At 66.9% G+C, this 25,675-nt stretch carries 23 protein-coding genes; 14 read left to right on the forward strand and 9 right to left on the reverse strand.

All coding sequences use genetic code 11. From position 1 onward, the window contains the following. Positions 1-78 precede the first annotated feature (78 nt). The 11 genes from HZ989_RS04360 to HZ989_RS04410 all read left to right on the forward strand — a co-directional run bounded on the left by HZ989_RS04360 (position 79) and on the right by HZ989_RS04410 (position 11,740). On the forward strand, positions 79-231 hold the full coding sequence (locus tag HZ989_RS04360) for a hypothetical protein (RefSeq protein ID WP_209322412.1): 153 nt from the start codon (positions 79-81) through the stop codon (positions 229-231). 100 nt (positions 232-331) lie between these two features. Then, entirely contained in the window at positions 332-2,071 is a 1,740-nt protein-coding gene (locus HZ989_RS04365) for a dihydroxy-acid dehydratase (protein WP_209322413.1), read from the forward strand. A gap of 3 nt (positions 2,072-2,074) precedes the next feature. Continuing rightward, entirely contained in the window at positions 2,075-3,085 is a 1,011-nt protein-coding gene (ilvC, locus tag HZ989_RS04370) for a ketol-acid reductoisomerase (protein WP_209322414.1), read from the forward strand. A gap of 26 nt (positions 3,086-3,111) precedes the next feature. After that, on the forward strand, positions 3,112-4,833 hold the full coding sequence (gene ilvG / locus HZ989_RS04375) for an acetolactate synthase 2 catalytic subunit (RefSeq protein WP_209322415.1): 1,722 nt from the start codon (positions 3,112-3,114) through the stop codon (positions 4,831-4,833). Next, positions 4,833-5,099, forward strand: a complete 267-nt coding sequence (locus HZ989_RS04380; protein ID WP_209322416.1) for an ACT domain-containing protein — start codon at positions 4,833-4,835, stop codon at positions 5,097-5,099. The genes ilvG and HZ989_RS04380 overlap by 1 nt, the downstream gene beginning before the upstream one ends. Further along, positions 5,096-6,313: a 2-isopropylmalate synthase gene (locus HZ989_RS04385; RefSeq protein WP_209322417.1), complete on the forward strand. Its 1,218-nt coding sequence runs from the start codon at positions 5,096-5,098 to the stop codon at positions 6,311-6,313. Before HZ989_RS04380 ends, HZ989_RS04385 begins: the two co-directional genes overlap by 4 nt. Continuing rightward, on the forward strand, positions 6,300-7,718 hold the full coding sequence (gene leuC / locus HZ989_RS04390; RefSeq protein ID WP_209322418.1) for a 3-isopropylmalate dehydratase large subunit: 1,419 nt from the start codon (positions 6,300-6,302) through the stop codon (positions 7,716-7,718). The genes HZ989_RS04385 and leuC overlap by 14 nt, the downstream gene beginning before the upstream one ends. Then, a complete protein-coding gene (gene leuD / locus HZ989_RS04395; protein WP_209322419.1) occupies positions 7,711-8,301 on the forward strand; it encodes a 3-isopropylmalate dehydratase small subunit in 591 nt (196 codons plus the stop codon). The genes leuC and leuD overlap by 8 nt, the downstream gene beginning before the upstream one ends. Continuing rightward, entirely contained in the window at positions 8,301-9,401 is a 1,101-nt protein-coding gene (leuB, locus tag HZ989_RS04400) for a 3-isopropylmalate dehydrogenase (RefSeq protein WP_209322420.1), read from the forward strand. The genes leuD and leuB overlap by 1 nt, the downstream gene beginning before the upstream one ends. 192 nt (positions 9,402-9,593) lie before the next feature. Next, positions 9,594-10,973 (forward strand): ammonium transporter, encoded by a 1,380-nt coding sequence (locus tag HZ989_RS04405; protein WP_209322421.1) that lies wholly within the window; start codon positions 9,594-9,596, stop codon positions 10,971-10,973. Positions 10,974-11,053: 80 nt separating this feature from the next. Continuing rightward, entirely contained in the window at positions 11,054-11,740 is a 687-nt protein-coding gene (locus tag HZ989_RS04410; protein WP_209322422.1) for a TorF family putative porin, read from the forward strand. Between the two features lie 112 nt (positions 11,741-11,852). Here HZ989_RS04410 and HZ989_RS04415 read toward each other — a convergent pair whose 3' ends face one another. Continuing rightward, a complete protein-coding gene (locus tag HZ989_RS04415) occupies positions 11,853-13,472 on the reverse strand; it encodes an alpha-amylase family glycosyl hydrolase (protein ID WP_209322423.1) in 1,620 nt (539 codons plus the stop codon). 200 nt (positions 13,473-13,672) lie between these two features. Between HZ989_RS04415 and HZ989_RS04420 the strand changes: the two genes are divergently transcribed. Further along, the gene (locus tag HZ989_RS04420; RefSeq protein ID WP_209322424.1) at positions 13,673-15,223 is read left to right on the forward strand and encodes an MFS transporter; all 1,551 of its coding nucleotides are present in this window, start codon (positions 13,673-13,675) and stop codon (positions 15,221-15,223) included. Between the two features lie 100 nt (positions 15,224-15,323). Then, positions 15,324-17,618, forward strand: coding sequence for a glycoside hydrolase family 3 N-terminal domain-containing protein (locus tag HZ989_RS04425; protein WP_209322425.1), 2,295 nt, complete (start codon positions 15,324-15,326; stop codon positions 17,616-17,618). Here the strand turns inward: HZ989_RS04425 and HZ989_RS04430 are convergent. Next, positions 17,605-18,471: a WecB/TagA/CpsF family glycosyltransferase gene (locus HZ989_RS04430; RefSeq protein ID WP_209322426.1), complete on the reverse strand. Its 867-nt coding sequence runs from the start codon at positions 18,469-18,471 to the stop codon at positions 17,605-17,607. The two genes, HZ989_RS04425 and HZ989_RS04430, sit on opposite strands and share 14 nt — an antisense overlap. Positions 18,472-18,635: 164 nt before the next feature. Here HZ989_RS04430 and HZ989_RS04435 point away from each other — a divergent pair, with 164 nt between their 5' ends. Beyond that, the gene (locus HZ989_RS04435; protein WP_209322427.1) at positions 18,636-19,817 is read left to right on the forward strand and encodes a TMEM43 family protein; all 1,182 of its coding nucleotides are present in this window, start codon (positions 18,636-18,638) and stop codon (positions 19,815-19,817) included. Between the two features lie 4 nt (positions 19,818-19,821). Here the strand turns inward: HZ989_RS04435 and HZ989_RS04440 are convergent, their stop codons facing one another. From HZ989_RS04440 to puhC, 7 genes are all read right to left on the reverse strand, one after another. Next, the gene (locus HZ989_RS04440) at positions 19,822-20,607 is read right to left on the reverse strand and encodes a DUF2189 domain-containing protein (RefSeq protein ID WP_209322428.1); all 786 of its coding nucleotides are present in this window, start codon (positions 20,605-20,607) and stop codon (positions 19,822-19,824) included. Positions 20,608-20,731: 124 nt separating this feature from the next. Further along, positions 20,732-21,691 carry an alpha/beta fold hydrolase gene (locus HZ989_RS04445; protein ID WP_209322429.1) on the reverse strand — a complete coding sequence of 320 codons (960 nt, stop codon included), beginning with the start codon at positions 21,689-21,691 and terminating at the stop codon, positions 20,732-20,734. 27 nt (positions 21,692-21,718) lie between these two features. Then, the gene (gene hemA, locus HZ989_RS04450; RefSeq protein WP_209322430.1) at positions 21,719-22,936 is read right to left on the reverse strand and encodes a 5-aminolevulinate synthase; all 1,218 of its coding nucleotides are present in this window, start codon (positions 22,934-22,936) and stop codon (positions 21,719-21,721) included. A 25-nt stretch (positions 22,937-22,961) separates the two neighbouring features. Next, positions 22,962-23,786, reverse strand: a complete 825-nt coding sequence (gene puhE, locus HZ989_RS04455) for a putative photosynthetic complex assembly protein PuhE (RefSeq protein WP_209322431.1) — start codon at positions 23,784-23,786, stop codon at positions 22,962-22,964. A gap of 3 nt (positions 23,787-23,789) precedes the next feature. Next, complete coding sequence (gene acsF, locus HZ989_RS04460) at positions 23,790-24,911, reverse strand: magnesium-protoporphyrin IX monomethyl ester (oxidative) cyclase (protein ID WP_209322432.1); 1,122 nt, start codon at positions 24,909-24,911, stop codon at positions 23,790-23,792. Beyond that, on the reverse strand, positions 24,908-25,195 hold the full coding sequence (locus tag HZ989_RS04465) for a hypothetical protein (RefSeq protein ID WP_209322433.1): 288 nt from the start codon (positions 25,193-25,195) through the stop codon (positions 24,908-24,910). Before HZ989_RS04465 ends, acsF begins: the two co-directional genes overlap by 4 nt. Next, positions 25,192-25,671 (reverse strand): photosynthetic complex assembly protein PuhC, encoded by a 480-nt coding sequence (gene puhC, locus HZ989_RS04470; protein WP_209322434.1) that lies wholly within the window; start codon positions 25,669-25,671, stop codon positions 25,192-25,194. Before puhC ends, HZ989_RS04465 begins: the two co-directional genes overlap by 4 nt. Positions 25,672-25,675: the final 4 nt, after the last annotated feature.

Here is a 25,675-nt window from a genome sequence, read left to right on the forward strand (position 1 = left end):
TTTTGGAAGTTTTTACCAGATTGCGGTTGTGCAACGCAGCGTTCTCTGACCTTATGTCCGGGTAGCAAGGAGGCGGCGATGAGCCACCCGACCCGTCACATCCCGATCCGTGCCGCCGCCCGTGCGGTCGCGGCCCCGCGCGCCAACGCCGCGCCTGCCGCCCTGACCACCCTTATTCTCAGCGTACTCGTACTCCTGCTCTCCGGAGCGGCGTGGATGCAGCTGACCTGAAGCCGAGACAAATCAGGACCGCAAGCCTCCACCCGCTCCCGCCAGGAAGCGGGTTTTTTAATGCCCGACGCACGCCTCTCCTCCGGAACGCCCAACCTCGATGACGCAAGATCTGACCTCTGATGACACGGCCCCGTCGCCCCGGCGACGCAGCGCCGTCGTGACCGCCGGAGCCAACCGCGCCGCGGCGCGCAGCTATCTGCGGGCCGCAGGCATGGACGATGCCGATTTCGAGAAGCCGATGATCGCGGTGGTCAACACCTGGTCGTCGGTGACGCCGTGCAACATGCATCTCGACCGTCTGGCCAGGGACGTCCGGGCCGGCATCATCGCGGCGGGCGGCTTCCCGATCGACTTCAACACCATCGTCGTCACCGACGGCATCTCGATGGGCACGCCGGGCATGAAGGCCTCGCTGATCAGCCGGGAAGTCGTCGCCGACTCGATCGAGCTGGCGGTGCAGGGTCATCAGCTGGACGGCGTCGTCTGCATCGTCGGATGCGACAAGACGATACCGGCCGCCGCCATGGCCCTGGCTCGCATGGATATCCCCGGCCTGGTCTATTACGGCGGCACCATCATGCCGGGCCGGATCGGATCGGCCGAGATCTCGATCCAGGAGGTCTTCGAGGCCATCGGTGCCCACGGCGCCGGCGCCATCGACGACAACCAGCTGAAAATTGTCGAGAGCGCTGCCTGCCCGGGGGCCGGGGCCTGCGGGGGTCAGTTCACCGCCAACACCATGGCCATGGCCCTGTCGATGATGGGTCTGTCGCCGATGGGGGCCAACGACGTCCCCGCCGTCGACCCGGCCAAGGCGGCCGAGGGTGAACGCTGCGGCCGGCTGATCGTCGAGCGTGTCTTCGCCGGCGACACGGCCCGCAAATACATTACGCGCGCAAGCCTCAAGAATGCCGCCGTCGCCGTCTCGGCGTCCGGAGGATCCACCAATGCGGTCATGCACCTGACAGCCATCGCGACCGAGGCGGGCGTCGATTTCGGCATCGAGGACTGCCATCAGGCCTGCGTCGAGGCCCCCGTTATCTGCGATCTGAAACCGGGCGGCCGGTTTCTGGCCTCGCACCTGTATGCGGCGGGCGGCACCCGCCTGGTCGCCCAGCGGCTGGCGGCGGCGGGCAAGATCATCAACGCCCCGACCGTCTCGGGCCGCAGCCTGTTCGCCGAGGCCGCCGAGGCCGAGGAAGCGCCCGGCCAGCAGGTCGTGACCACGATCGATGCGCCGGTCATGGCGCGCGGCTCCTATGCCGTCATCCACGGCGATCTGGCTCCGGAGGGGGCGATCATCAAACTGGCAGGCCATGCCATCGACGTGTTCGAGGGCCCGGCCTGCGTGTTCGACTCGGAGGAAGACGCCTTCCATGCCGTTCAGGACGGTTCGGTCGGCGAGGGCGACGTCATCGTCATCCGTTACGAAGGTCCGCGCGGCGGCCCGGGCATGCGCGAGATGCTGCAGGTCACCGCCGCCCTGAAGGGCCGCGGCGTCCAGAATGTCGCCCTGCTGACCGACGGCCGGTTCTCGGGCGCCAGCTACGGCTTCGTCGCCGGCCATATCTCGCCGGAGGCGGCCGTGGGCGGTCCGATCGCCCTGGTCCGCGACGGCGACCGGATCACGATCGACGTCACCAACCGGCGCATCGATGTGGCGGCGGATCTGGTCGCACGCCGTCGCGACCACACGACCCCGCCGCTGAAGCCCGCCACCGGGGTCTTCGCCAAATATCGCGCCGAGGTCGCCTCGGCCAGCCAGGGCGCCGTCACCATTCCCAACCCGCCGCCGGCCCAGGTGCCGGCGATCATCAATGCCCGTCAGGAAGCCTGAGCCATGCAAATCTATACCAACGACGACATCCGTCCCGGCGTCATCGCGGGTCACCGCATCGCCATCATCGGCTATGGCTCTCAAGGGCGCGCCCATGCGCAGAACCTGAAGGACTCGGGCCACGACGTGGTCGCCGGGGTCCGTCATGGCGGTAAGGGCTGGAAGAACGCCCAGGCCGATGGCGTCCCGACGGCGGAGCCCGCCGACGCGGTCAAGGGCGCGGATATAATCGCCATCCTGACGCCCGACATGGCCCAGGCGCAGATCTACAAGGACATCATCGAGCCCAACGCCAGGAAGGGCGCGGCCATCCTGTTCGCCCACGGCTTTTCGATCCTGTACGGACGCGTCACCCCGCGTGCCGACATGGATGTCATCCTGGTCGCGCCCAAGGGGCCGGGTGACCTGGTCCGTCGCGAATATGCACGCGGACGCGGCGTGCCCGCCCTGTTCGCGGTCGAGCAGGACGCCACCGGCAAGGCCCGCGACCGGGCCATGGGCTATGCCAGGGGCATCGGCGGCGCGACCGGCGGCCTGCTGGAAACCTCGTTCAAGGAAGAGACCGAGACCGATCTGTTCGGCGAACAGGCCGTCCTGTGCGGCGGGGCCAAGGAGCTGGTCATGGGAGGGTTCACCACCCTGGTCGAGGCCGGCTACCAGCCCGAGATCGCCTATTTCGAATGCATGCACGAGCTGAAGCTGATCGTGGACCTGTTCTACGAGGGCGGCATCACCAAGATGAACGAATTTATCTCCGAGACCGCCAAATGGGGCTCGGTCGTCAGCGGCCCGCGCGTCATCAACGCCGAGACCCGCGCGCGGATGAAGGAGATCCTGACCGAGATCCAGGACGGCACCTTCGCCCGCGAGTGGATCGCCGAGAACGAGGCCGGCAAGGGGGCCTACGATGCTCTGGTCAAGGCCGACGGCGACCACCTGATCGAGTCGGTCGGCGCGGGTCTGCGCGAGCGCATGGCCTGGCTGCACGCCCCCAAGACCGCTGAAGCGGCCTGAACGCGCGAGAGCCAGAGTCCATACAAATGACCGCCGCCACCGCCATGAAACCCGCGCCTGCCGCCGCTCCCCGGAGCGGTGCGCGGCTGCTCGTCTCGACCCTGGAGCGGTTGGGCGTGGATGTTGTGTTCGGCTATCCGGGCGGCGCGATTATGCCGGTCTATGATGCCCTGACCGGGTCGGGCCTGAAGCACATCCTGGTCCGTCACGAGCAGGGCGCGGCCTTCGCCGCCGACGCCTGGGCCCGGGTGACCGGCAAGGTCGGGGTCTGCATGGCGACCTCGGGTCCGGGCGCCACCAACCTGATCACCGGCATCGCCAATGCAATGATGGATTCGGTGCCGATGGTCTGCATCACCGGCAACGTCGCCACGCATCTGATGGGGACCGACGCCTTTCAGGAAATCGACATCCTGGGCGTCACCCTGCCGATCGTGAAGCACAGCTGGGTCGTCCGCGACCCGGCCGACGTTCCGGCCGTGATCGAGGAAGCCTTCCATGTCGCGCGCTCGGGCCGCCCTGGCCCGGTCCTGGTCGATCTGCCGAAGGACGTGCAGGTCGGCCTGACCTCCGAGGATTTCGGCTTCCACTATCCGAACGAGACGACGCCTCTGGATCACGCGGCGATTGGCGAGGCCGAGCAGCTGATCCGCGCCGCAGAGCGCCCGCTGATCTACATCGGCGGCGGGGTCAAGATCGCCGGGGCCGTCCAGGCGTTGCGTGACTTCGCCGGGCAGACCGGCATCCCCTCGGTCTCGACCCTGAACGCCCTGGGGTCGGTCCGCACGGATGCCCCGGGCTTTCTGGGCATGCTGGGGATGCACGGGACGAAGGCAGCCAATGAGGCGGTGCAGGAAAGCGATCTGCTGATCGTCTTCGGGGCCCGGTTCGACGACCGCGCGACGGGCAAGCTGAATGAATTCGCCCCCCATGCGAAGGTCGTCCATTTCGACATCGACCCGGCCGAGATCGGCAAGCTGCGCGCCGCCCATGTTCCGGTCATCGGCGACCTGAAGGCCGGTATCGAGGCCCTGAATGCGCGTGTCGCCGCAGCGCCCCTGGCGATCGATCCCTGGATCGTCCACGCGACCTCGAACGCCCGCCGCAACGCCTTCCGCTACGACGCGCCCGGCGAGGGGGTCTATGCGCCGGCCCTGCTGAACGAACTGTCGAAGACGGCGGGCGACCGTTTCGTCGCGGCCTGCGACGTCGGCCAGCACCAGATGTGGGTCGCCCAGCACTGCGAATTCTCGCGGCCCGAGGCCCACCTGACCTCCGGCGGTCTGGGTGCGATGGGCTACGGCCTGCCCGCCGGTCTGGGGGCCAAGATGGCCAACCCCGAAGCCCACGTCGTCACCGTCTCCGGCGACGGCAGCTTCATGATGAACATCCAGGAACTGGCGACCCTGCGCCGCTATGGCGTCGCGCTGAAGATCGTCCTGCTGGACAACTCCAGCCTCGGACTGGTGCGCCAGTGGCAGGAGCTGTTCTTCGCCGAGAACTATTCAGAGGTCGATCTGTCGGACAATCCGGACTTCGTCGCCGTGGCCCAGGCCTTCGGCATCGAGGCCTTCATGATCGATCGCCGCGATCAGGTCACTGACGGCATCGCCCGTCTGCTGGCCGCGCCCGGACCGTGCCTGATGCACGTCCTGATCGACCCCAGGGAAAACGTCTGGCCGCTGGTGCCTCCGGGCAAGTCCAACGCCGAGATGATGCACGACACGCGCTTTGAAGGAGACATGTGATGACCGACACCCTCCAGATCCAGATCGACCGGGCCGACGGCTCGCTCCAGCGCCTCATCGGTCTCGTGGAACGTCGCGGCTTTCACATCGACGCCATGTCCCTGTCGGACGAGGGCGCAATGCGCCGCGTCCAGTTGCAGGTCCGCGGCCGCGAAGAAGGACGCTGCACCGAGAACCTGGGCCGCCAGATCGACAAGCTGATCGGTGCGACCCGGGTCGGTTATGCCCCCGCGCCCTACGCCTGTCGGGACAGTGTGGCGGCATGACCTCCGAACCTCGAGTACCGGACGATCCCGACCGTGTAGTGGTCTTCGACACCACCATGCGCGATGGCGAACAGGCACCCGGCTTTTCCATGTCGCCCGCCGACAAGGTCAGGATGGGCCGCCAGCTGAAGGCGCTGGGCGTCGACATCATGGAGGCCGGGTTCGCCGCCGCCTCTCCGGGCGACGAGGACTGCATCCGTGCCGTCGTCGGCGAGATGGCCGAGGACGATTCGGGGCCGGTCTTCTGCTCCCTGTCCCGCTCCAGCGAGGCGGACATCGACGCCTCTTATCGCGCCCTGCGCGGGACCCGGCGTCGGCGATGCCACGTCTTCATCGGCACCAGCCCGATCCATCGTGCGGCCAAGCTGCGCATGACGCCGGATCAGGTCCTGGCCCAGGCCGTGCGTTCGGTCGAATACGCCCGGACGCATTTTCACGACGTCGAGTTCAGTGCCGAGGACGCGATCCGTACCGAGCCCGAGTTCCTGGCCGAGGTGCTGGAGGCGGTCTCGGCGGCGGGGGCCTCGACCCTGAACGTGCCCGATACGGTCGGCTATGCGACGCCGGACGAGATCGGTTCACTGTTCCGGTTCCTGATCGCGCGGATCAGGCCGCGCTTCCCGCACGTCGTGTTCTCGACCCACTGCCACAATGACCTGGGTCTGGCCGTCGCCAACAGTCTGGCGGCGATCGAGGGCGGGGTACGCCAGGTCGAATCGACCATCAACGGCATCGGCGAACGGGCCGGAAACGCGGCGCTGGAAGAGGTCGTCATGGCCCTGCGGACCCGCGCCGAACGCTATGGCGTCACGACCGGCGTGGACGCGACCAGGCTGGTGGAGACCAGCCGCCTGCTGAGCGAAATCACCGAATCCCCGATCGTGCGCAACAAGGCCATCGTCGGCATCAACGCCTTCGCCCACGAGGCGGGCATCCACCAGCACGGCATGTATGCCGACGCCCGCACCTATGAGATCATGCGGCCCGAGGACGTGGGCTTTTCCGGCAGTTTCTTCGTGCTGGGCAAGCACTCGGGCCGAACGGCGGTTCAGAAGCGGGCCGAGGTTCTGGGCTATCCGCTGGTCGGCGATCACCTGACCGACGCTTTCGCCGCCTTCAAGGCGCGCGCCGACCAGATCGGCGAGATCGACGACCAGGAGTTGATCGCCATCTGCGTGGCGACGCAGAGAAATGCGGCCCATGTCGCCGCCTAGGACCTTGTTCGACAAGGTCTGGGACCGCCACGTCGTCGTCCCGGAAACGGCGGAGACGCCGGGTGTCCTCTACATCGACCTGCATCTGGTCCATGAGGTAACCAGCCCCCAGGCCTTCACCGAGATCGAGGCGCGGGGTCTGAAGGTCCGTCGTCCGGACAAGACCTTTGCGACGCTCGACCATTCGACCCCGACCCTGCCGGCGGGGCTGAATGGCCTCAAGCCCTATGTCACGGCCGAGGCCGAGGCCCAGGTGCATCGGCTGGAAGAGAACTGTGCCCGACATGGCATCGACCTGGCCGGCTGGGCGTCGCCGGATCGGGGCGTGGTCCATGTGATGGGTCCCGAACTGGGTCTGACCCAGCCGGGCATGACCGTCGTCTGCGGCGACAGCCATACGGCCACCCACGGGGCCTTCGGAGCCCTGGCCTTCGGTATCGGCACCTCGGAGGTCGGTCATGTGCTGGCGACCCAGTGCCTGTTGCAAAGGAAGTCGAAGGCGATGCGCGTGACCGTCACCGGTCATCTGGTGCCGGGCGTGTCGGGCAAGGACGTCGCGCTGGCTGTGATCGCTGAACTGGGCTTCGGCGGCGGCACCGGCTTCGTCATTGAATATGCAGGCGACGCCGTGCGGTCGCTGGACATGGAAGGGCGGATGACCCTGTGCAACATGTCAATCGAGGCCGGTGCGCGGGCGGGGATGATCGCCCCGGATGCCAAAACCATCGACTGGCTGCGCGGGCGCAAGCACGTGCCGCAGGGCCAGGCCTATGACGTCAGGGCGGCCGAATGGTTGACCCTGGCATCCGATCCGGATGCCGTGTTCGACGCCGAGGTCGTTATCGATGGCACCGCGATCCGCCCCATGGCGACCTGGGGCACGACGCCGGACGCGGGGTCTCCGATCGGCACCCGCGTGCCAGAGCCGAAGTCGGATAGCGACCGCAAGGCCCTGGCCTATATGGGCTTCGAGGCGGGCGAGACGACGACGACCCAGGCCGTGGACGTGGTCTTCATCGGCTCTTGCACCAATGGGCGGTTGCCAGATCTGCGGGCGGCGGCGGCTGTGTTGCGCGGGCGAAAGGTGAAGTCCGGGGTGCGCATGCTGGTCGTGCCGGGGTCGGAGGCCGTGCGTCGTGACGCCGAGGCGGAAGGGTTGCACACCGTCTTCACCGAGGCGGGTGCCGAGTGGCGCATCCCGGGCTGTTCGATGTGCATCGCCATGAACGGAGATTTCGTTGCGCCCGGCCAGCTGGCCGTCTCGACCTCCAATCGCAACTTCGAAGGCCGCCAGGGCAAGGGGGCCCGCACCATCCTGGCCAGTCCGGCGACAGCAGCGGCCTCGGCCATCGCCGGGGTGCTGACCGATCCGCGGGTGTATCTGGGGGAGACGGTCGATGCCTGAACCCCTCAAGGTCCTGACCTCGCGCACACTCGTCCTGACCCAGGCCAATATCGATACCGACCAGATCATCCCGGCGCGGTTCCTGACCACGACCGGGACAACGGGTCTGGGCCAGAAGGCCTTCTACGACTGGCGCTACGAGGCCGACGGCTCGGCGCGGCCGGAAGCGGTGCTGAACCGTATCGATCCGACCGAGCATCGCATCCTGGTGGCCGGCGACAATTTCGGCTGCGGCTCGTCGCGCGAGCACGCGCCCTGGGCGCTCCACGACTACGGGTTCCGGGCGGTGATCTCGACCTCGATCGCCGACATCTTCACCTCCAACGCATTGAAGAACGGCTTCCTGCCCGTCGTCGTCGATCAGGCGACGTGGGAAGACCTGGTCGCCCATCCCGAACAGGTGGTGACTATCGACCTGGAGGCCGGAGAGGTCCGTCGCGGCAACCATGCGCCGGTCGCCTTCGCGGTCGAGCCCTTCGCGCGCCAGTGCCTGCTGGACGGCGTCGACACGCTCGGCTGGCTGCAGAAGGCCATGCCCGCCATCGAACACTACGAACAAGTCCACTTCCCGGAGCCCGCGTGATGTCCAGTCCCCAGACCTATACCATCGTCCTGCTGCCCGGCGATGGCGTGGGGCCGGAAGTCATCGCGGCGGCGCGGGATGTGCTGCGGGTCATCGCCGACTTCTATGGCCACCGGTTCGCGTTCTCCGAGCACCTGATCGGTGGCGCCGGCATCGACGCGACCGGCGATCCCCTGCCGCCGGAGACCACCGCTGCCTGCCTCGCGGCCGACGGCGTGCTGCTGGGTGCGGTTGGCGGGCCCAGGTGGGACGGCGGTACGCGCCGTCCGGAAGAAGGCCTGCTGGGCATCCGCAAGGCCATGGGCCTGTTCGCCAATCTGCGCCCGCTGCAGGTCTCGCCTGTCCTGGCCCACCGCTCGCCCCTGAAGAAGGAGATCGTCGAAGGCGTCGACCTGATCGTCTTCCGCGAACTGACCGGCGGGGTCTATTTCGGCGAGAAGACCCGCACCGACACCATGGCCTCGGACCTGTGCATCTACACTGTGCCCGAGATCGAGCGGATCACCCGCGCGGCCTTCAAGACCGCCCTGCAACGGCGTGGCAAGGTGACCTCGGTCGACAAGGCCAATGTCATGGCGACGTCCAGGCTCTGGCGAGAGGTCGTCACCCGCATCCACGCCGAGGAGTTTCCGCAGGTCCAGCTGGAGCACGCCCTGGTCGACTCCATGGCGATGCATCTGATCCGCAAGCCGCGCGACTATGACGTCATCCTGACGGAGAACATGTTCGGAGACATCCTGTCGGACGAGATCAGCGTCCTGGGGGGATCAATCGGTCTGTTGCCCTCGGCGTCGCTCGGCGAATCAGGCCCGGGCCTGTTCGAGCCGATCCATGGATCCGCCCCCGACATCGCGGGACAGGATCTGGCCAATCCGGTCGGCACCATCCTGTCGGCGGCGATGATGCTGCGTCACAGCCTCGACCTGGAGGACGAGGCCGCGTCGATCGAGGCGGCGGTCGCGGCGGTGCTGGCGGCCGGGGCCACAACGGCCGACCTGGGGGGCGCCCTCGGCACGCGCGCTGCCGGCGAGGCCATCATCGACGCTATCCGCGCCATTCACTGGGCCGCGGCGCACCGTGTCCAGATGCACTGGGGTTAACGATGTCCCGATAACGGCGTCAGGCGAAATCATGGTGCACTGCGCAAAATATATGCGCATGATTCTGCCTGTTGGGAGTGTGTAGACTACGACACGCACACGAAAATTGCACAGAACACCCCGGAAGCCCTTGCGTCGGTCAACGTTGCGGTAAACAGTTCGCAACTGCGAGATCACACAGGGGGTGCATTCATGTCGCAGTTCTTCAATCGACTACCGGGGGTGCTTGGCCTCCTGCTTTTGACCGCCGCCTTATTCCATGCGGGCGGAGCCTTCGCCCAGGAGGCGGCTGCGGCCACACCGGCCCCGGCCTTACTGGCGCATCAGGTGCCGCTGGAACTGGACGGCGCCGGCACGTCCTGGATCCTGACCTCCACCGCCCTCGTGCTGCTGATGACCCTCCCCGGTCTGGCGCTGTTCTATGGCGGCATGGTGCGACGCAAGAATGTGATCGCCACCATCACACAGTCGGTCGGCGTGTCTGCTGTGGTCACGCTGGTCTGGTTCGCCATCGGTTACAGCCTGTCGTTCGGGACCGGCCAGCCGATGTTCGGGCTCGATGCGGACACCGTGAATGCCTATATCGGCTCCACCCAGGCGATCTTCCTGAACGGCGTCGGTATGGAAACAGCCCACAGCCTGGCCAAGGGCCTTCCCGAGTATCTCTGGATCGCCTACCAGCTGACTTTCGCCATCATCACGCCCGCCCTGGTCACCGGTGCCTTCGCCGAGCGGATCAAGTATTCGGCGCTGCTGCTGTTCACCGCCCTGTGGTCGATCTTCGTCTACGCCCCCATTGCCCACTGGGTCTGGGGCGGCGGCTTCCTGGGCGCGGCCGGCGTGCTGGACTTTGCCGGTGGCGCGGTGGTGCACGTCAACTCGGGTATCGCGGGCCTCGTCTGCGCGCTGTTCCTCGGACCGCGTAAGGGTTACGGCAAGGATGCGATGAACGCCCACAATCCGGTCCTGACCATGATCGGCGCGTCTTTGCTGCTGGTCGGCTGGATCGGCTTCAACGCCGGATCGGCCTGGGCGGCCGATGGCATCGCCGCCGTCGCCCTGCTCAATACCATCCTGGCCGCCATGGCCGCCTCCCTGACGTGGAAGATCGTCGAGGTCGTCGAGAAGCGTAAGCCGTCCCTGATCGGCGTCTTGTCCGGCATGGTCGCCGGTCTGGTCGCCATCACGCCGGCCGCCGGCTTCGTCGATCCGAAGGGGGCCGTTCTGATCGGCCTGATCGCCGGACCGGTCTGCTACGCCTCGTCTGTCTGGTTGAAGAAACTGTTGCGTTACGATGACAGCCTGGACGCCTTCGGAATCCACGGCGCGGGCGGTCTTCTGGGCGCGCTTCTGACGGGTGTGTTCGCCACCACGGCGGTCAACGGCCTGTCCGACGGCGCAAACGTCGGCACCCAGGCTCTGGGCCTAGCCTGGACCATCGCCTGGTCCGCGGTCGTGACCTTCATCATCCTGATCATCTGCAAGTTCACGACGGGCTTGCGTGTCACAGATGCTCAGGAAGCGGAGGGTCTGGACACGACCCTGCATGGCGAAGCGCTTGAAAACGTATAAGCTTGAGTATCACGGGTGCGGCCGAAGGGGCGCGCCCGGTCAAAAAAAAATACCATCATCCTCTCGAGAAGGGCCCACTCATGAAACTGACCGCAAGTCTCGCAGCGATCGCCGCTGCCATCGCCGCCGTCTCCACCGCCGGTGCCGCATCGGCACAGGACGCAACCTTCGCCTTCAACGTTGCCGGGACCAGTGATTACGTCTTCCGCGGCTTCAGCCAGACCGCTGAAGATTCCGCGCTGCAGCTCGGCGCAGACGTGACCGTCGGCAACTACTATGTCGGCGCATGGGCTTCCAACGTCGACTTCGGGGACGAAACCGACGCGGAAGTCGATCTGTATGGCGGCTACCGCACCGAAGTGGCCGGCTTTGCCGTGGACGTCGGCGCGATTGCCTACCTCTACGTCGGCGAGCCGAACCGCGCCGCCTACAACTATGTCGAGGCCAAACTGGCAGTATCGCGTGCCTTCGGTCCGCTGACCACCGGTGTGGCCGCCTATATCTCGCCCGACTTCTTTGGCGTGGACGAGGTCGCGACCTATTTCGAGGCCAATGCCGCCTATGCCGTGACCGACAAGCTGTCGGTCTCGGGCGCAGTCGGTAACCAGCAACTCGACAAGTCCGACGACTACGTCACCTATAATGTCGGCGCGGCCTATGCGATCACGTCCAACCTGATTGCGGACGTCCGCTACCACGACACCGACGTCGACAATCTCCGCATCGCCGAAGACCGCGTCGTCGGCACCCTCAAGGTGGTGTTCTAGACCCGGCTTGTCTGAGGTGACCCCCGTCGCGGGGTCATCGAACGCCTGAACCGGATCCGGTTCCGATGCGAGCCCCGTTTCCGAGAGGAGACGGGGCTCGTTTTCGATTGCGTCACGGACGGGCCAGGACCAGCCCGGCCATAGGCGGCAGTGCGCCGACCCGGTCCTGCGCGGCATTCACAGAGGCGATGACAGTCCATCCGGACGGAAGCGCCCACGCGACCTCGCGGTGGCCGAGGTTGAACACGCACAGAAGCTGATCGCCACCGGCATCGCGTCGGAACGCCAGCAGCCCGTCGGGCAGATCCGTCAGCATGGTCATCGACCCGGTGCGCAGAGCCGTATGGGCCGCGCGCAGGGCGATCGCCTGGCGGGCTCGGTGCAGCGTGGATGACGGGTCCGGCTCCTGGGCATCGACCGCCAGAGCGCGATGACGCGGGTCGACGGGCAGCCAGGGCTCGACCGTGGAAAATCCGGCGAACTCGTCGTTTGATCGCCACGGCATGGGCGTGCGCGCGCCGTCGCGCCCGAGCGTCTCGGGCCAGTTGGTGATGGCTTCGGGATCGACCAGCCGCTCGAAGGGTACATCCGCCTGCGGCAGACCCAGCTCCTCGCCCTGGTAGATGAACACATTCCCGCGCAGCGCCATCAGCAGCAGCAGGGCCATCTCCGCATAGGCCTTCGGGTCGCGACCCTGGGCCCAGCGGGACACGGCGCGGGGCGCGTCGTGATTTGAGAACGCCCACGATGGCCAGCCCTCGCCCGGTGTCCCCGGCCACATCGCCGGGCCCTGCTCGACCAGCATGGGTGTCAGTTCGGGCGCATACAGATACAGGAACCCGTAGGCGGAATGCAGCCGATCCGTCCCTTCGGTGTATGCGTGCATCTCCTCGTTGGCGCGCTCGCCCGCGACCTCGGCCACCATGAACCGGTCGGTATGGCTGTCGGTCAGGGCGCGCAGCCGGGTCAGGAAATCCAGAATCTCGGGCTGGGACTGATTGTGGATGTGCTGCTGAAAGTCGAACGGCCGCGTTCTCTTGCCCGGAGCGAGAACTGGCGGATTGTCTGTCAGCGCCGGGTCATGCATGGCGAAGTTGAGCGCGTCGCACCGGAACCCATCCACCCCGCGGTCGAGCCAGAAGCGGGCGACGGCCAGCAGGGCCTCCTGGACCTCCGGGTTCCTCACGTTCAGCTGCGGCTGTTCCTTGAGGAAGTTGTGCATGTAGTACTGGTGTCGGCGGGCGTCCCAGGTCCAGGCCGGGCCGCCGAACACCGACTGCCAGTTCGACGGCGGAGACCCTTCCGGCTTCGCATCGGCCCAGACATACCAGTCGGCCCTGGGGTTGGTCCGGTCCTGACGGCTTTCCTGGAACCAGGCGTGCTGGTCGGAGGTGTGGGAATAGACCTGGTCGATGATGATCTTCAGGCCGAGGGCGTGGGCCCGGGTGACCAGCCTGTCGAAGTCCGCCATGGTGCCGAAGATCGGGTCGATGCCGACGTAGTCCGATACGTCGTAGCCGAAATCCTTCATCGGCGAGGTGAAGAAGGGCGACAGCCAGATGCCGTCCACCCCAAGCGATGCCACGTGATCCAGATGGGCGGTGATGCCGGGCAGATCGCCGATCCCGTCCCCGTTGCTGTCGGCGAAGCTGCGCGGATAGATCTGATAGAGGACCGCACCCCGCCACCATTCGGGCGCGGCGATCGACGTCGGGGCTGCATTCTGGCTCATGATTCACAGTGGCAAACCCGCCCGGGCCCGTCGAGCGGCGTCGTGACGGCTTGAAACGTACAACCAATTTTCGTTTCGGATCGGCAGAACCTCCTTTACCGTCGGATCAAACCGGGCGACGCAGGCTGTCTGGGAAGCGACGGGCGGTCCACGTCCGCTCCGGAAACGACAGGGATCACGACCTCATGAGCAGCTCCGACATGGCCGACACCGCCCCGCGCAAGGGCACGGGCCTGGCCTTTACCTATGTGACGACGCTGTTCTTCGCATGGGGCTTCGCAACGTCGTTGATCGACCCCCTGATCGCGGCCGTGCGGGGAGCATTTGCGCTCAGCTTCACAGAGGCGCTGCTGACGCAGTTCGCCTGGTTCACGGCCTACGGCGTCTTCGCCTTGCCTGCCGCATTCGTCCTGTCACGATTGGGGTATGCCCGTTCGATTGTGGGCGCACTCGCCGTTATGGTTCTGGGGGCGCTCATCGTTCCGGTCTCCACGATCCTCGACTTCTATCCGGGTGTGCTCGTCGCTCTATTCGTGATCGGCGGGGGCGTCACCCTGCTTCAGGTCGCAGCAAACCCGCTGGCGGCGGCGCTCGGTCCTCAGCGCCAGTCGCATTTCCGCCTCGTGCTGTCTCAGGCTTTCAACTCCCTCGGAACGGTTGTTGGGCCGCTTCTGGGAGCGACGGTCATGCTTTCGGGCGGCATATTCGTCGCGGGCGGGGTGACCGAACTCGGCTCGCTCAGTGCTCTCCTGCTTCTCGGCCTGGGCGTCGCCTTTGGCGCTGTTGCCGGCGCGCTTCTGGGCGCTCTGCGCCGTGATCTGAAAGCTTGGTTGCCGCTGGGTGCCGCGATCGGTCTCGCTGTGGGATGGCTCGTTTTCCTGCACAACTACGTCGGTGGTCTGGCCCCGTCCGTTGCGCCACTCAAGCCTGCGATTCAAATCGATTGGTCCCAATTCTTCTCTTTCCAGTCGGACGTCGTTGCCACTGACGCCGCGCTCATCGATCCGACACTTCGGGCGCAGACTCTCGGCAACATCGACACCGTGTTCCTGGGTCTCGCAGCCTTCTTCGCCATCCTCGCCTTGTTCATCTGGATCATCCGTTCGAAACTGACCTCTGCCAACGTCTCGACTGAGCGAAGCGTGTCACCGCTGGAAGCGCTTAAATCCCGTTGGGCTGTTTTCGGGGCCATGGGCATCTTCATCTACGTCGGATCCGAGGTCGCGATCGGTAGCCTGATGACCAATTTTCTGGAGTCGCAAAACATTCTGAGCCTGTCGGTGAGTGATGCCGGACGATTGGTGGCTCTGTATTGGGCAGGAGCCTTGATGGGTCGTTTCGCCGGCAGTGCCTTGTTGACCCGGATCAAGGCCGCACATCTTCTGATCGTCTGCACCGCGGTCGCAGCCGCCCTGTGTTTGATTGTCACGCAGACCGGCGGAACGACAGCTGCCTTCGCTGCGCTCGCGGTGGGCCTTTTCAACTCGATCATGTTTCCCGCCATCTTTACGTTGACTCTTGAGCGAAGCACGGCACCGGCCTCGGCGACGTCTGGCCTTCTGGTGTTCGGGATCATCGGCGGTGCCCTGCTGCCGCTGATGGCCGGTCGGATTGCGGATGCTGCCGGCGGGGTCATCAATCCTGCATTCTTTGTACCGGTGCTGGGCTATGCGGCCCTGACGATCTTCGCGATCGCGGCGGCGCGGACGGCACCACGCAGCGCGATGGCGGGCCCCGTCACAGGCCATTGATCCCGTGTGCTCTGGCAGACGTCGCCTGCCATCCATCCGGCCCTGATGACAGTGCGGAGCGCCTCCTGTGAGCGGTTGCAGCCATGACGGAGCCCGCCACATGTCCGACCTCCGGACCCGGACGTCCCGTCGCGCCTTGCTGACCGGTGCGCTCGGAATGGCCATCGTGGGGGGCCTGATGGCGGCCCCGCGCCGCGCCGCGGCCCAGGTCGCGGCCGACCTGGACCGCGTCGATGCGCTGATCGCGCGCATGACGATCGAGGAGAAGGCCGGGCAGCTGAACGTGCTGGCCGATCCATTCCGTTTCCGGCCCCAGAACGTCAATCCGCTGGACGGACAGGGCGACCCGGCGCGCGTGACGCGGATGATCCGCGACGGTCAGGTCGGCTGCCTGTTCAACGGCGTGGGCGCCGAGGCCGGGCGTCGGATCCAGACCCTCGCGGTCGAGCAGACCCGGCTGGGCATTCCCCTGCTGTTTGCCGCCGACATCATCCACGGGCTGAAGACCGTGTTCCCCGTGCCGCTGGCGGAAGCGGCCGCTTTCGATCCCGACCTGGCCATGCGCACCGCGCGGGCCGCAGCGGTCGAGGGCGCGGCCTCCGGCATCCACCAGACCTTTGCCCCCATGGTCGACGTGGCCCGGGACCAGCGCTGGGGCCGGGTGGTCGAGGGTGCGGGCGAGGACGTCTGGCTGAACGAGGTTCTGGCCGTGGCGCGCGTCAAGGGATTCCAGGGCGACAGGGGCCTGGCCGACCGCGATGCCCTGCTGGCCACACCCAAGCATTTCGCCGCCTATTCCGCCGCGCTGGGCGGGATGGACTACAACACCACTGACATGTCGGACGCGACGCTGAGGGGCACCTTCCTGCCGCCTTTCAAGGCCGCATTCGATGCGGGTGCCCTGTCGGTCATGACGGCCTTCAACGACATCAATGGCGTCCCGGCCAGCGGCAATCCCTATCTGCTGACAGAGATCCTGCGCGAGGAGTGGGGCTTTGCCGGCTATGTCGTCACCGACTACACGGCGGATCAGGAGCTGATCGCCCACGGCTTCGCAGCCGACGGTCGCGATGCCGCGCGGATCGCCCTGATGGCCGGGGTCGATGCCTCCCTCGTGTCCGGCCTGTTCCTGGAGCACATCCCGGGTCTTGTGGCGTCTGGTGACGTGCCCATGGCGCGCGTGGATCAGGCTGTCCGGCGCGTGCTGATGACCAAGGCGGCGCTGGGCCTGTTCGACGACCCCTATCGCGGCTGCGATCCGGAGCGCGAGCGCATCGTCGTGGGGGCCCCGACGCATCGCGATCTCGCGCGGGAAGCGGCGGTGAAATCCATCGTCCTGCTGAAGAATGACGGCGACCTGCTGCCGCTGAGGGCGGCGGGTCAGAAGATCGCCCTGATCGGGCCCTTCGCCGACGACAGGGATGTGTTCGGCCCCTGGACGATCTGGGGCGACGAGAGCCGCCGGGTCTCGCTGGCCGAGGGCTTCCTCGCCGTCCTGCACGCCGCGGACGCCTTGACGGTCGTGCAGGGGTCGAACGTCGAGACCGCGCTGTCCGGCGGGATCGATGCCGCCGTGCGCGCTGCGTCGGAGGCCGATGTCGTCGTCCTTGCGCTGGGCGAGAGCAGCCGCATGTCGGGTGAGGCCCAGTCCCGCACCGAGATCGACATTCCCGCACCCCAGCGCGCCCTGGCCGAGGCCGTCCGCGCGACCGGAAAGCCCGTCGTCGTCCTGCTGCGGAACGGCCGGGCGCTGGATCTGACGGGTCCGGTCGCGGACGCCGAGGCCATCGCCGTCACCTGGTTCCTGGGCGGCGAGATGGGCCATGCCGTGGCCGATGTGGTCTTCGGCAAGGTCTCGCCGTCGGGTCGTCTGCCGGTCAGCTTTCCGATGCGCGGCGGCCAGCAGCCCTTCAGCTATGACCACAAGGCGACCGGCCGTCCCGCCGATCCGACCCTGGCGACCCAGGAATACACGGCGCGCTATCGCGACATCGCCAACGTCGCCCGCTATCCGTTCGGCCATGGGCTGACCTATGGCGACCTGACCTATGGGGCCGTGACCCTGTCGAGCCCCGATCTGGCCTGGGACGGCTCTGTCGAGGTCTCGGTCGTGGTCACCAATGCCGGCGACCGCGCGGTAGAGGAAACGGTACAGCTGTACATCCATGACCGGGTCGCCAGTCTGACCCAGCCCGTCCGTCGCCTGCGCAATATCCGGAAGCTGCGGATCGATGCGGGCGCGACCGCGACGGCCCGGTTCACCCTGGATCGCCGCCAGCTGATGTTCATGGGGGGCGACCGCAGGCTGACCGTCGAACCGGGACAGTTCCACATCTGGGCAGCCCCTTCGGCCCAGGCGGGCGAACCGGCGCTGTTGACGCTCACCCGCGGCTGAATCGCGTCCTGATCGCGGTGACGACATCGGCCACGATCAGGTCGGCCAGACCCCAGGGCTCGATGAGATAGCGCCTCGCCAGCCGCTTCGGGTCCCTGACCAGACGATACAGCCACTCGATCCCCAGCGGCCCCATCCAGCGCGGGGCCGCGTTCTGGGCCCCGGCCTCGTAGTCGAAGGCGGCCCCGACGGAGAAGATCACGCTGTCGGGCAGGGCGTCCAGGTTCTGACCGATCCAGACCTCCTGACGCGGCATGCCCATGCCGACGAAAAGGATGTGCGGCCTGAACGCCGCGATCCCGGCCAGCACGGACGCGTTCGCGGCCGATCCGGGTGCGGCATCGAAATAGCCATCGTGCACGGCGATGATGGCGGATGGATAGAGGGCCATCAGGCGCTGGCGGGCCGTCTCGGCCACGCCCGGTGCCCCGCCCAGATACAGGACCCGCCATCCCCTGCGGTCGGCCAGGCTCCAGAAATGGTCGCGCCAGTCCAGATAGGTGCAGCGGTGAAAGGTCCGCCCGTGCACACCCAGTGCTCGCGCGAAGGCGATCAGCGGGGCGGAGTCGACCTCGACCAGATCGGCCCGCTCATAGAAGGCCGCCATCGCCGGATTGCGCCGGATCAGGTTCAGACTGTTCAGATTGTGATTGGCGACGACCGCCTTGCGACCTTCGCTCACCCAGGTGTCGACCTGGTGCAGGACCTCTTCGGGACGGACCAGATCCATCGGCTGCCCCAGAAGTTTCACCCGTTCGCGCGCGCGCCGTGCGGCGCGGATCGGGCGTCGTTCGGCGTTGCGCCGATCGGGCACCAGGGCAGTGTCCATGGCTTGGGGCGACAGATCGACCATGCCGCACTCTGGCCCGAACATCCTCAAGGGCGGGTGATCGGACAGGCTTAACCGCGTCTGACGGTCAGCTTCGGTCAGGCGACGGCCGCTGCGCGGATACGGTCCAGCTGCTATAGCGATGGCTTGCCGGCCTCGCCGGTATCGCACCGCGCTCGGGGGGCACCATGCCGGATCAGATCACCAGGACCACGACCACGTCCTGGTTCAGTCGCGTCGGCTCGGCCTTCGCCGGCATCCTGTTCGGCATCGTGCTGATCGTCGGCTGTGTCATCGGGCTGGCCTGGAACGAGGGCAATGCGGTCAAGACCGCGCGCGGCCTGACCGAGGGCGCGGGTCTGGTCGTCGAGGTTCCGGCCACGCCCGTTCAATCCGCGAACGACCAGAAGCTGATCCACGTGACCGGCGGGATCGCCGTGACCGCGCCGCTGGAGGACACCGAGTTCGGCGTCACGGGCACTGGCGTGAAACTGGCCCGGAACGTCGAAATGTATCAATGGACCGAAGAGTCCAGGAGCGAGACCCGCACCAGGCTCGGCGGGTCGGAAGAGACGGTCACCACCTACACCTACAGGAAGCAGTGGTCGTCGAGCGCCATCGATTCCAGCGCCTTCGCCGAGCCTGCCGGTCACGAGAATCCGGAGATGTCGATCGAGGCGACCGAAATCTATGCCCGGGACGCGACGCTTGGCGCCTACAGCCTGGGCGACAGCGTGCTGAGCCAGGTCGGCGGCGAACAGCCGCTGCCGCTGAATGCCGCCAGCGAGGAGGCCATCCAGGCCGCCGCCGGACAGGGCCGGACGATCAGCGTGGCCCAGAACCGGATCTATATCGGCGAGGATCCGGCTGCACCGGCGATCGGCGATACCCGCGTCTCCTATGACCTGACCCCGACGGCCCAGATCAGCGTCGTCGCGCGCCAGAACGGCGAAGATTTCCTGCCGTACCGCACCCGGAACGGTTCCGAGATCCTGCTGGTGGCCGACGGCGACGTGCCGCCCGGCGATATGTTCCAGAGCGCCCAGGACACGAACAATCTGATCGCCTGGATCATCCGGGTCGTCGGCATGATCCTGCTGATGGCCGGATTCGGCCTGATCCTGGCACCGCTGGGCGTTCTGGCCGACGTGCTGCCTCTGGCGGGGACGATCGTGCGCATGGGCACGGGCCTGATCGGCTTCGTGCTGGGGCTGATCGTCGGCACGGTGACCATCGCCCTGGCCTGGCTGGCCTTCCGCCCGGTGACGACCATCATCATCCTGGCCGTCGGGGGCGCGATCGCCTTCGCCGTCTACCGGTTCGGCCGCGGACGGGACAGGAAGGCTCAGGCGGCCGGCGCGACCACCTGACGTCTCAGCGTTCGACCATCCGCGTGTACAGGTGCCAGGTGGCATAGCCGAGCACCGGCAGCACGATGGCCAGGCCGATGAACAGCGGGATCGACCCCAGGATCAGAAGCCCGGCGACCCGCAGGCCCCAGGACACGACCGCGCCCGGATTGCGGCTGACCGCGCGGATCGAGGTGCCGACGGCCGTGCCTGCATCGACCGGCCTGTCCACGACCATGGGAAAGGACACCAGCGTCAGGACCACGGTCAGCACTGCGAACACCGCGCCGACCAGATTGCCCACGATCACCATGGTCCAGCCCTGGGGCGTGGAGAACAGTTGCTCGAACCCGCCGACGATCGTCATGGGCCCCACCTGGGCCAGGGTCGCCTGATAGATCAGCCAGGCGGCCGCGATCCAGGTCACGAAGAAGACGAGCGACATCAGGGTCAGCATGAACAGCGGCGTCCGGCTGCGTCCGTTCAGGGGGTCGAAAAAATGGATCCAGCTGGAATCGATCCCCGCTTCCCGCCGTCGGGCGATCTCGTAGAAGCCCGCAGCCACGGCCGGACCCATGACCGACAGACCGGCGACCAGCGGGAAAAACACGGGCAGCAGCCGGTCGTTCAGCGCCATCACCGCCGCCAGCAGACCCAGCACCGGATAGAGCACCGCCAGGACCAGGACATCGCCGCGCTTGGCGTTGAAGTCCTTCCAGCCTTCCGACAGCGCCCAGTTGATGTCGGCTTCCGATATCCGCCGCACGCCGGGTGCGGCGGTCGGGCGAGGGGTGACGGGAATGCTGGACATGGCAGGCTCCGTGGCACGGGCAGGGCGGTGGGAGGCGGGCGAACTCTCGGGATTGGCTACGAAAGGGACGGCGACAGGTTACCGACGTTAGTCCGCGCAATCCGCCCGCGCCACCGTACCGTCCTCACGGCTTGGTGATCGCCCCGGTTGCGGATCGCGCATCCAGCAGGAACGCGCGCACCGGCGGCAACGACCGTGCCGGGGCCTCCTCCTGCGGCAGATGACCCAGATCCGCGAAGGACACCAGGCGGACATCGGCCAGTTCGCGCTGGTAGTCGGCCGCATTGGCGAACGGGATCATCGAGTCCTTCTGGCCCCAGACCAGCAGCACCGGGGCCTTGATCCGGCGCAGCATCGGCACGGGATCCCGCAGCACCGTCTGCTCCATCCGGTCCAGCATGGCCTGCCGCGCACCGGGTGCCAGCATCAGGTCATGGTAGCGGGTGACGGTCGGTCCGGTCAGGGCGGCCGGATCGGCATAGCCCACGGCGATGTTCGATTTCAGCAGCCCGCGGGGCAGCACATAGCGCATCGCCTGCATGATGAAGGGTACGTCCGGGGCCTTGCCGTACGCGAACCCCGGGCTGGCGAAGCCGTCGGGCGAGACCAGAACCAGCCGGTCGACCCGCTCGGGATGCCTGGCCGCCATCGTCCAGGCCAGCCGCCCGCCGACCGAGTTCCCGACGAACGACGCCCTCTGCACGCCCAGCCGGTCCATCATCGCCAGCAGCAGGGCGATGACATGGTCGTCGGTATAGTCATCGGCCGGATCAGGCGGCGACAGACCGGATCCGGGCAGGTCCAGCCGGATGACCCGCAGCGCGTCGTCCAGCCCCTCCGCCCACGGCTCCCAGGTGTGCAGGCTGGAGCCGAACCCGTGGATCAGGATCACGGCCGGGGCCGCGCGCGGGCCGGTGTCGCGGACGTGCAGCCGGGCGCCGGCCACATCGATCATGTCGCCGGGGCGGGCGAGATACAGAGGTTCGAGGTCGGCCCGCGTCTTGTCCGGGGCATAAAGCCACGCGCCCAGACCCGGCAGGGCCAGGGCGAGCACGATCAGGGTCACCCGCAGGACCGTCTTCATGCGGTCCCGGACGCGGGGGTCATGCGATCAGGCGGCGACGGCGGTCCGGGCCAGGGCGCAGTGGCTCCAGATCTCGGACAGGGCGTCGATCAGCCGGTCGATATCGCCGTCGTCATGCACCGGCGAGGGCGTGATCCGCAGCCGCTCGGTGCCCAGGGGCACGGTCGGATAGTTGATCGGCTGCACATAGATCCCGTGGTGCTCCATCAGCCAGTCCGACACCATCTTGCACTTGTGCGGGTCGCCGACCATCACGGGGATGATATGGCTGTCGTTCGGCATATGCGGGATGCCGGCAGCGGTCAGGCGATCGCGAACGCGGGCCACGCGGTCCTGATGCCGGGCGCGCTCCATCTCGGACGCCTTCAGGTGCCGGACGCTGGCGGCGGCCCCGGCGGCGACGGCGGGGGGCAGGGCGGTGGTGAAGATGAAGCCCGAGGCGAAGCTGCGGACATAGTCACAGAGCGCGGCGGAGGCGGCGATGTATCCGCCCATGACGCCGAACGCCTTGCCCAGCGTTCCCTCAATGACCGTGATCCGGTCCATCAGGCCCTCGCGCTCGGCGACGCCGCCGCCGCGCGGACCGTAGAGGCCCACGCCGTGGACCTCGTCCAGATAGGTCATGGCACCGTGCTTTTCGGCCACCTCGACGATCTCGCGGATCGGGCCGATGTCGCCGTCCATCGAATAGACGCTCTCGAAGGCGACCAGCCTGGGCCGACCGGGCTCGATCTGCGACAGCAGTTCGTCCAGATGCGCCGGGTCGTTGTGGCGGAAGACCTTGTATTCGGCCCGGCTGTGGCGAATGCCCTCGATCATCGAGGCGTGGTTGCAGGCGTCCGACAGCACGATGCAGTTCGGCAGCCTGGCCGCCAGGGTGCCCAGCGCCGCCCAGTTCGAGACATAGCCCGAGGTGAACAGCAGGGCCGCCTCCTTGCCGTGCAGGTCGGCCAGCTCGCGTTCCAGCAGGACGTGATGGTGGTTGGTGCCCGAGATGTTGCGGGTGCCGCCGGCCCCGGCCCCGCAGCTGTCCAGCGCCTCATGCATGGCGCGCAGCACATGGGCGCTCTGGCCCATGCCGAGATAGTCGTTTGAGCACCAGACGGTGACCTCGTCGGGCCCATCGCCGTGCTTCCTGGCCTTCGGGAACGACCCGCGCTTGCGCTCCAGCTCGGCGAAGACCCGGTAGTTGCCGGTTTCGCGCAGCGACTCCAGTTCGGTCTGGAAGAAGGTTTCGTAGTTCATGGCGGAGGTCCCCCAGGTCATTTTCTTATGGATGTTCGTTGATCGGTTCGCCGGGCGTCGCGAGCGCGACCTGGACGGCGGGTTTGGGTTTGGTTCCATGGCGATGACCCAGCGCCCAGCCCCACAGGGCATGGTCGGGCGAAGGCAGCATCAGGAAGCCGTGTTCGAGCAGGCCCAGCGCCGCCAGCATGAACATCAGCGCATAGCCGACCTGGGCCCCGCCCGTGCTCGACAGGGCGGCGTCGCCCAGCAGCAGGGTGACGACGATCGACAGGCCCAGCGACAGCGGGAACAGGGCGTTGAACCGCGCGCGCCGGAAATAGCTCCGCAGATAGTTCAGGCCGCTCGGCAGGAAGGTGATCGGCGGATTGGGCACGCCGAGGAAGATGTTCAGCTTGGTCGACAGCCGCATCCCGAACAGAAGCAGGAACGTCAGGGTGCCGGTCTGGTTCGGCTGGCCCCAGGTCAGGGCGACGAACAGGACGGCGGTCAGGGCCAGCGCGATCTCGTGATGGATCACGGTCTCGGCCGACAGGGTGAACCGCTTCCAGCCCTGGGCACCGAACGGGCAGGCCGTGCGGCGCGGGCCGGTCAGCTTGCCCATCAGAAAGCCCATCTCATGCCAGCCCCAGACGACCAGGGCGCACCCGAAGGCAACATAGGCTCCGGAGACCGAGGCGTCCCGCGCGGCAATCATGACGCCCACGGTGGCGACGGCGGCGGCAACGGCATAAAGGCCGAGACTCCAGCCAAAGGTCCGACGCGGCAGGCGGACCAGCCACAGGATCGCACCGGTGGAGAACCACCAGACGAGGGCCGCGATCACCAGGGGCTGGACAAAAATGGACATCGACTACCAGGTCGGTTCCATCCGGACGTCGGCCGGCAGCGTGTTCCTGTCGACCGGCAGGAGATACAGGCCCGCCAGCGTCGCGCCGGCCTTGAGGACGAGGCCGAACCGCTTCAGCCCGCCGAACAGCCCGCCCTTCGCCCTGGCGTCGGCCATGGCGTCCGACGTCAGGCGCAGCCGCTCCATCCCGGCACGGAAACGGGGGTCGTCGGTGCGAAGGGTGACCGGATAGACCTGTTTGGAGATTTCCGAGCAGATGCGGAAGACCTCGTAGTCATAGGTGGTGATGTCGACGCCCAGGGCCTTGTGGAAGGCCGGACGCATGTGGTCGCGGACATACATGGTCGCATAGACGCTGAGCAGGAAGAATCGGATCCACCAGACGTTGCCACCGCTCAGCAGCTTTGGATCGTTCCGCATGATCAGGGCGAAGGCCTCGCCGTGCTTGAACTCGTCGTTGCACCACCGTTCGAACCACTGGAAAATCGGGTGGAACCGCTTGTCCGGGTTCTTCTCCAGATGGCGATGGATCGCGATATAGCGCGCGTAGCCGATCTTCTCCGACAGATAGACGGCATAGAAGATGAACTTGGGCTTGAAATGGGTGTATTTCTTGACCTTGGTCAGGAAGCTCAGATCCACGCCGATCTTCGCATCCTTCAGCGTGTCATTGATGAAGCCGGCGTGGCGGCTCTCGTCGCGGCTCATGTATTTGAACAGGGCGCGGATGTCGGGGTTCTGAACCCGCTTGGCGATCTCGGCATACAGGACGCAGCCCGAGAACTCGGAGGTCAGGGACGACACCAGGAAGTCGGTGAACTCTTTCCGAAGGTCGTCCGGCAGGTTCTCGATAATGCCATCGAAGGCGGCATCGCGCTTGAAGTGATCCTTGTTCACGTCGGCCTCGAACTCGGCCATCAGGGCGTCCCACTGGGCCCGGACCGGGGACACGTCGATGCGGTCCATGGCGGCGAAGTCGGTGGTGTAGAAGCGGGGTGACAGGACGGTGTCCTCGGTCGCCAGCTTGAACGACGAGTCAGAGTTCACCTTCTGGCGCGCGGCCTCGCGGCGCAGGGCGGCCAGACCGGGGGTTTCCTCATAGGTGTCGAAGGATACGGCGGTCACAGGGTTCTCCGGGGCGTGAAGCTGACTTCGTACAGCTCGTTCATTTCAAAGAAACCGGCGCAGGTGCGCGTCCAGGCGCGTTCAAGAAAAGAGGCCCGGCGCAGGGTCGCCATGCGACGGAAGGTCCGGCGTTCGCCAAAGGCGACATGGATGGGTTCGCCATGCACCTGCACCTCGTCGCCGGGGCGGATCTCCGGATCGCCGTCCAGGGCGACATGGGCGTGCAGGCTCTGGTCGGAATGCTCGACCTCGACCGTGCAGGGAAGCTCGATCGTCCGGCTCATGCGGCGGTCCCCGCGTTCGCGGCCTGTCCGACCGGCGCGATCAGATTGACGAAATCGAGGCGATTGGTGGGGCCGAAGGCGTTCAGGTTCAGCACCCGGCCCGTGGCCATGTCCTGGATGGTGACGGTGCCGTCCGACCACTGGGTGACGCGGAAGGGCTGTTCGGAGCCCATGCCCCGGGCGCGGCGATCGCGGACCAGGCTGCGCAGCACGCCGCGCACGAACCCTCCGGATGCGACCGGGATCATGCGATCGGCCTCGCCCTCGGCCACGACGCGGACGGCACCGTCGGGCAGGTCGTAGAATCGCAGGTCCCCGGTCCGGGCGACCTCGGCGACGCGCGCCTCCCGGGTCATGGCGGGCGCGCTCATCAGCCCCAGACGTGTGCCGCCCACGACGAGCAGGGAAGACCCGACCAGCAGGAACGCCGCGATGAGCGGGGCCTTGGGGAAGGGTTTGTCGTCGAGGGCGGACATGGAC

This window comes from Brevundimonas sp. AJA228-03 (assembly GCF_017795885.1).
GTDB lineage: Bacteria > Pseudomonadota > Alphaproteobacteria > Caulobacterales > Caulobacteraceae > Brevundimonas.

Coding starts and splice junctions, on each gene's coding strand:
- leuC (WP_209322418.1), top strand. CDS start 6,300: ATGTCGCCGCCTAGGACCTTGTTCGACAAGGTCTGGGACCGCCACGTC.
- HZ989_RS04410 (WP_209322422.1), top strand. CDS start 11,054: ATGAAACTGACCGCAAGTCTCGCAGCGATCGCCGCTGCCATCGCCGCC.
- HZ989_RS04420 (WP_209322424.1), top strand. CDS start 13,673: ATGGCCGACACCGCCCCGCGCAAGGGCACGGGCCTGGCCTTTACCTAT.
- ilvG (WP_209322415.1), top strand. CDS start 3,112: ATGACCGCCGCCACCGCCATGAAACCCGCGCCTGCCGCCGCTCCCCGG.
- puhC (WP_209322434.1), bottom strand. CDS start 25,671: ATGTCCGCCCTCGACGACAAACCCTTCCCCAAGGCCCCGCTCATCGCG.
- HZ989_RS04360 (WP_209322412.1), top strand. CDS start 79: ATGAGCCACCCGACCCGTCACATCCCGATCCGTGCCGCCGCCCGTGCG.
- HZ989_RS04445 (WP_209322429.1), bottom strand. CDS start 21,691: ATGAAGACGGTCCTGCGGGTGACCCTGATCGTGCTCGCCCTGGCCCTG.
- HZ989_RS04380 (WP_209322416.1), top strand. CDS start 4,833: ATGACCGACACCCTCCAGATCCAGATCGACCGGGCCGACGGCTCGCTC.
- HZ989_RS04435 (WP_209322427.1), top strand. CDS start 18,636: ATGCCGGATCAGATCACCAGGACCACGACCACGTCCTGGTTCAGTCGC.
- HZ989_RS04385 (WP_209322417.1), top strand. CDS start 5,096: ATGACCTCCGAACCTCGAGTACCGGACGATCCCGACCGTGTAGTGGTC.
- leuB (WP_209322420.1), top strand. CDS start 8,301: ATGTCCAGTCCCCAGACCTATACCATCGTCCTGCTGCCCGGCGATGGC.
- HZ989_RS04465 (WP_209322433.1), bottom strand. CDS start 25,195: ATGAGCCGGACGATCGAGCTTCCCTGCACGGTCGAGGTCGAGCATTCC.
- HZ989_RS04425 (WP_209322425.1), top strand. CDS start 15,324: ATGTCCGACCTCCGGACCCGGACGTCCCGTCGCGCCTTGCTGACCGGT.
- leuD (WP_209322419.1), top strand. CDS start 7,711: ATGCCTGAACCCCTCAAGGTCCTGACCTCGCGCACACTCGTCCTGACC.
- HZ989_RS04440 (WP_209322428.1), bottom strand. CDS start 20,607: ATGTCCAGCATTCCCGTCACCCCTCGCCCGACCGCCGCACCCGGCGTG.
- puhE (WP_209322431.1), bottom strand. CDS start 23,786: ATGTCCATTTTTGTCCAGCCCCTGGTGATCGCGGCCCTCGTCTGGTGG.
- hemA (WP_209322430.1), bottom strand. CDS start 22,936: ATGAACTACGAAACCTTCTTCCAGACCGAACTGGAGTCGCTGCGCGAA.
- HZ989_RS04365 (WP_209322413.1), top strand. CDS start 332: ATGACGCAAGATCTGACCTCTGATGACACGGCCCCGTCGCCCCGGCGA.
- ilvC (WP_209322414.1), top strand. CDS start 2,075: ATGCAAATCTATACCAACGACGACATCCGTCCCGGCGTCATCGCGGGT.
- HZ989_RS04430 (WP_209322426.1), bottom strand. CDS start 18,471: ATGGTCGATCTGTCGCCCCAAGCCATGGACACTGCCCTGGTGCCCGAT.
- HZ989_RS04415 (WP_209322423.1), bottom strand. CDS start 13,472: ATGAGCCAGAATGCAGCCCCGACGTCGATCGCCGCGCCCGAATGGTGG.
- HZ989_RS04405 (WP_209322421.1), top strand. CDS start 9,594: ATGTCGCAGTTCTTCAATCGACTACCGGGGGTGCTTGGCCTCCTGCTT.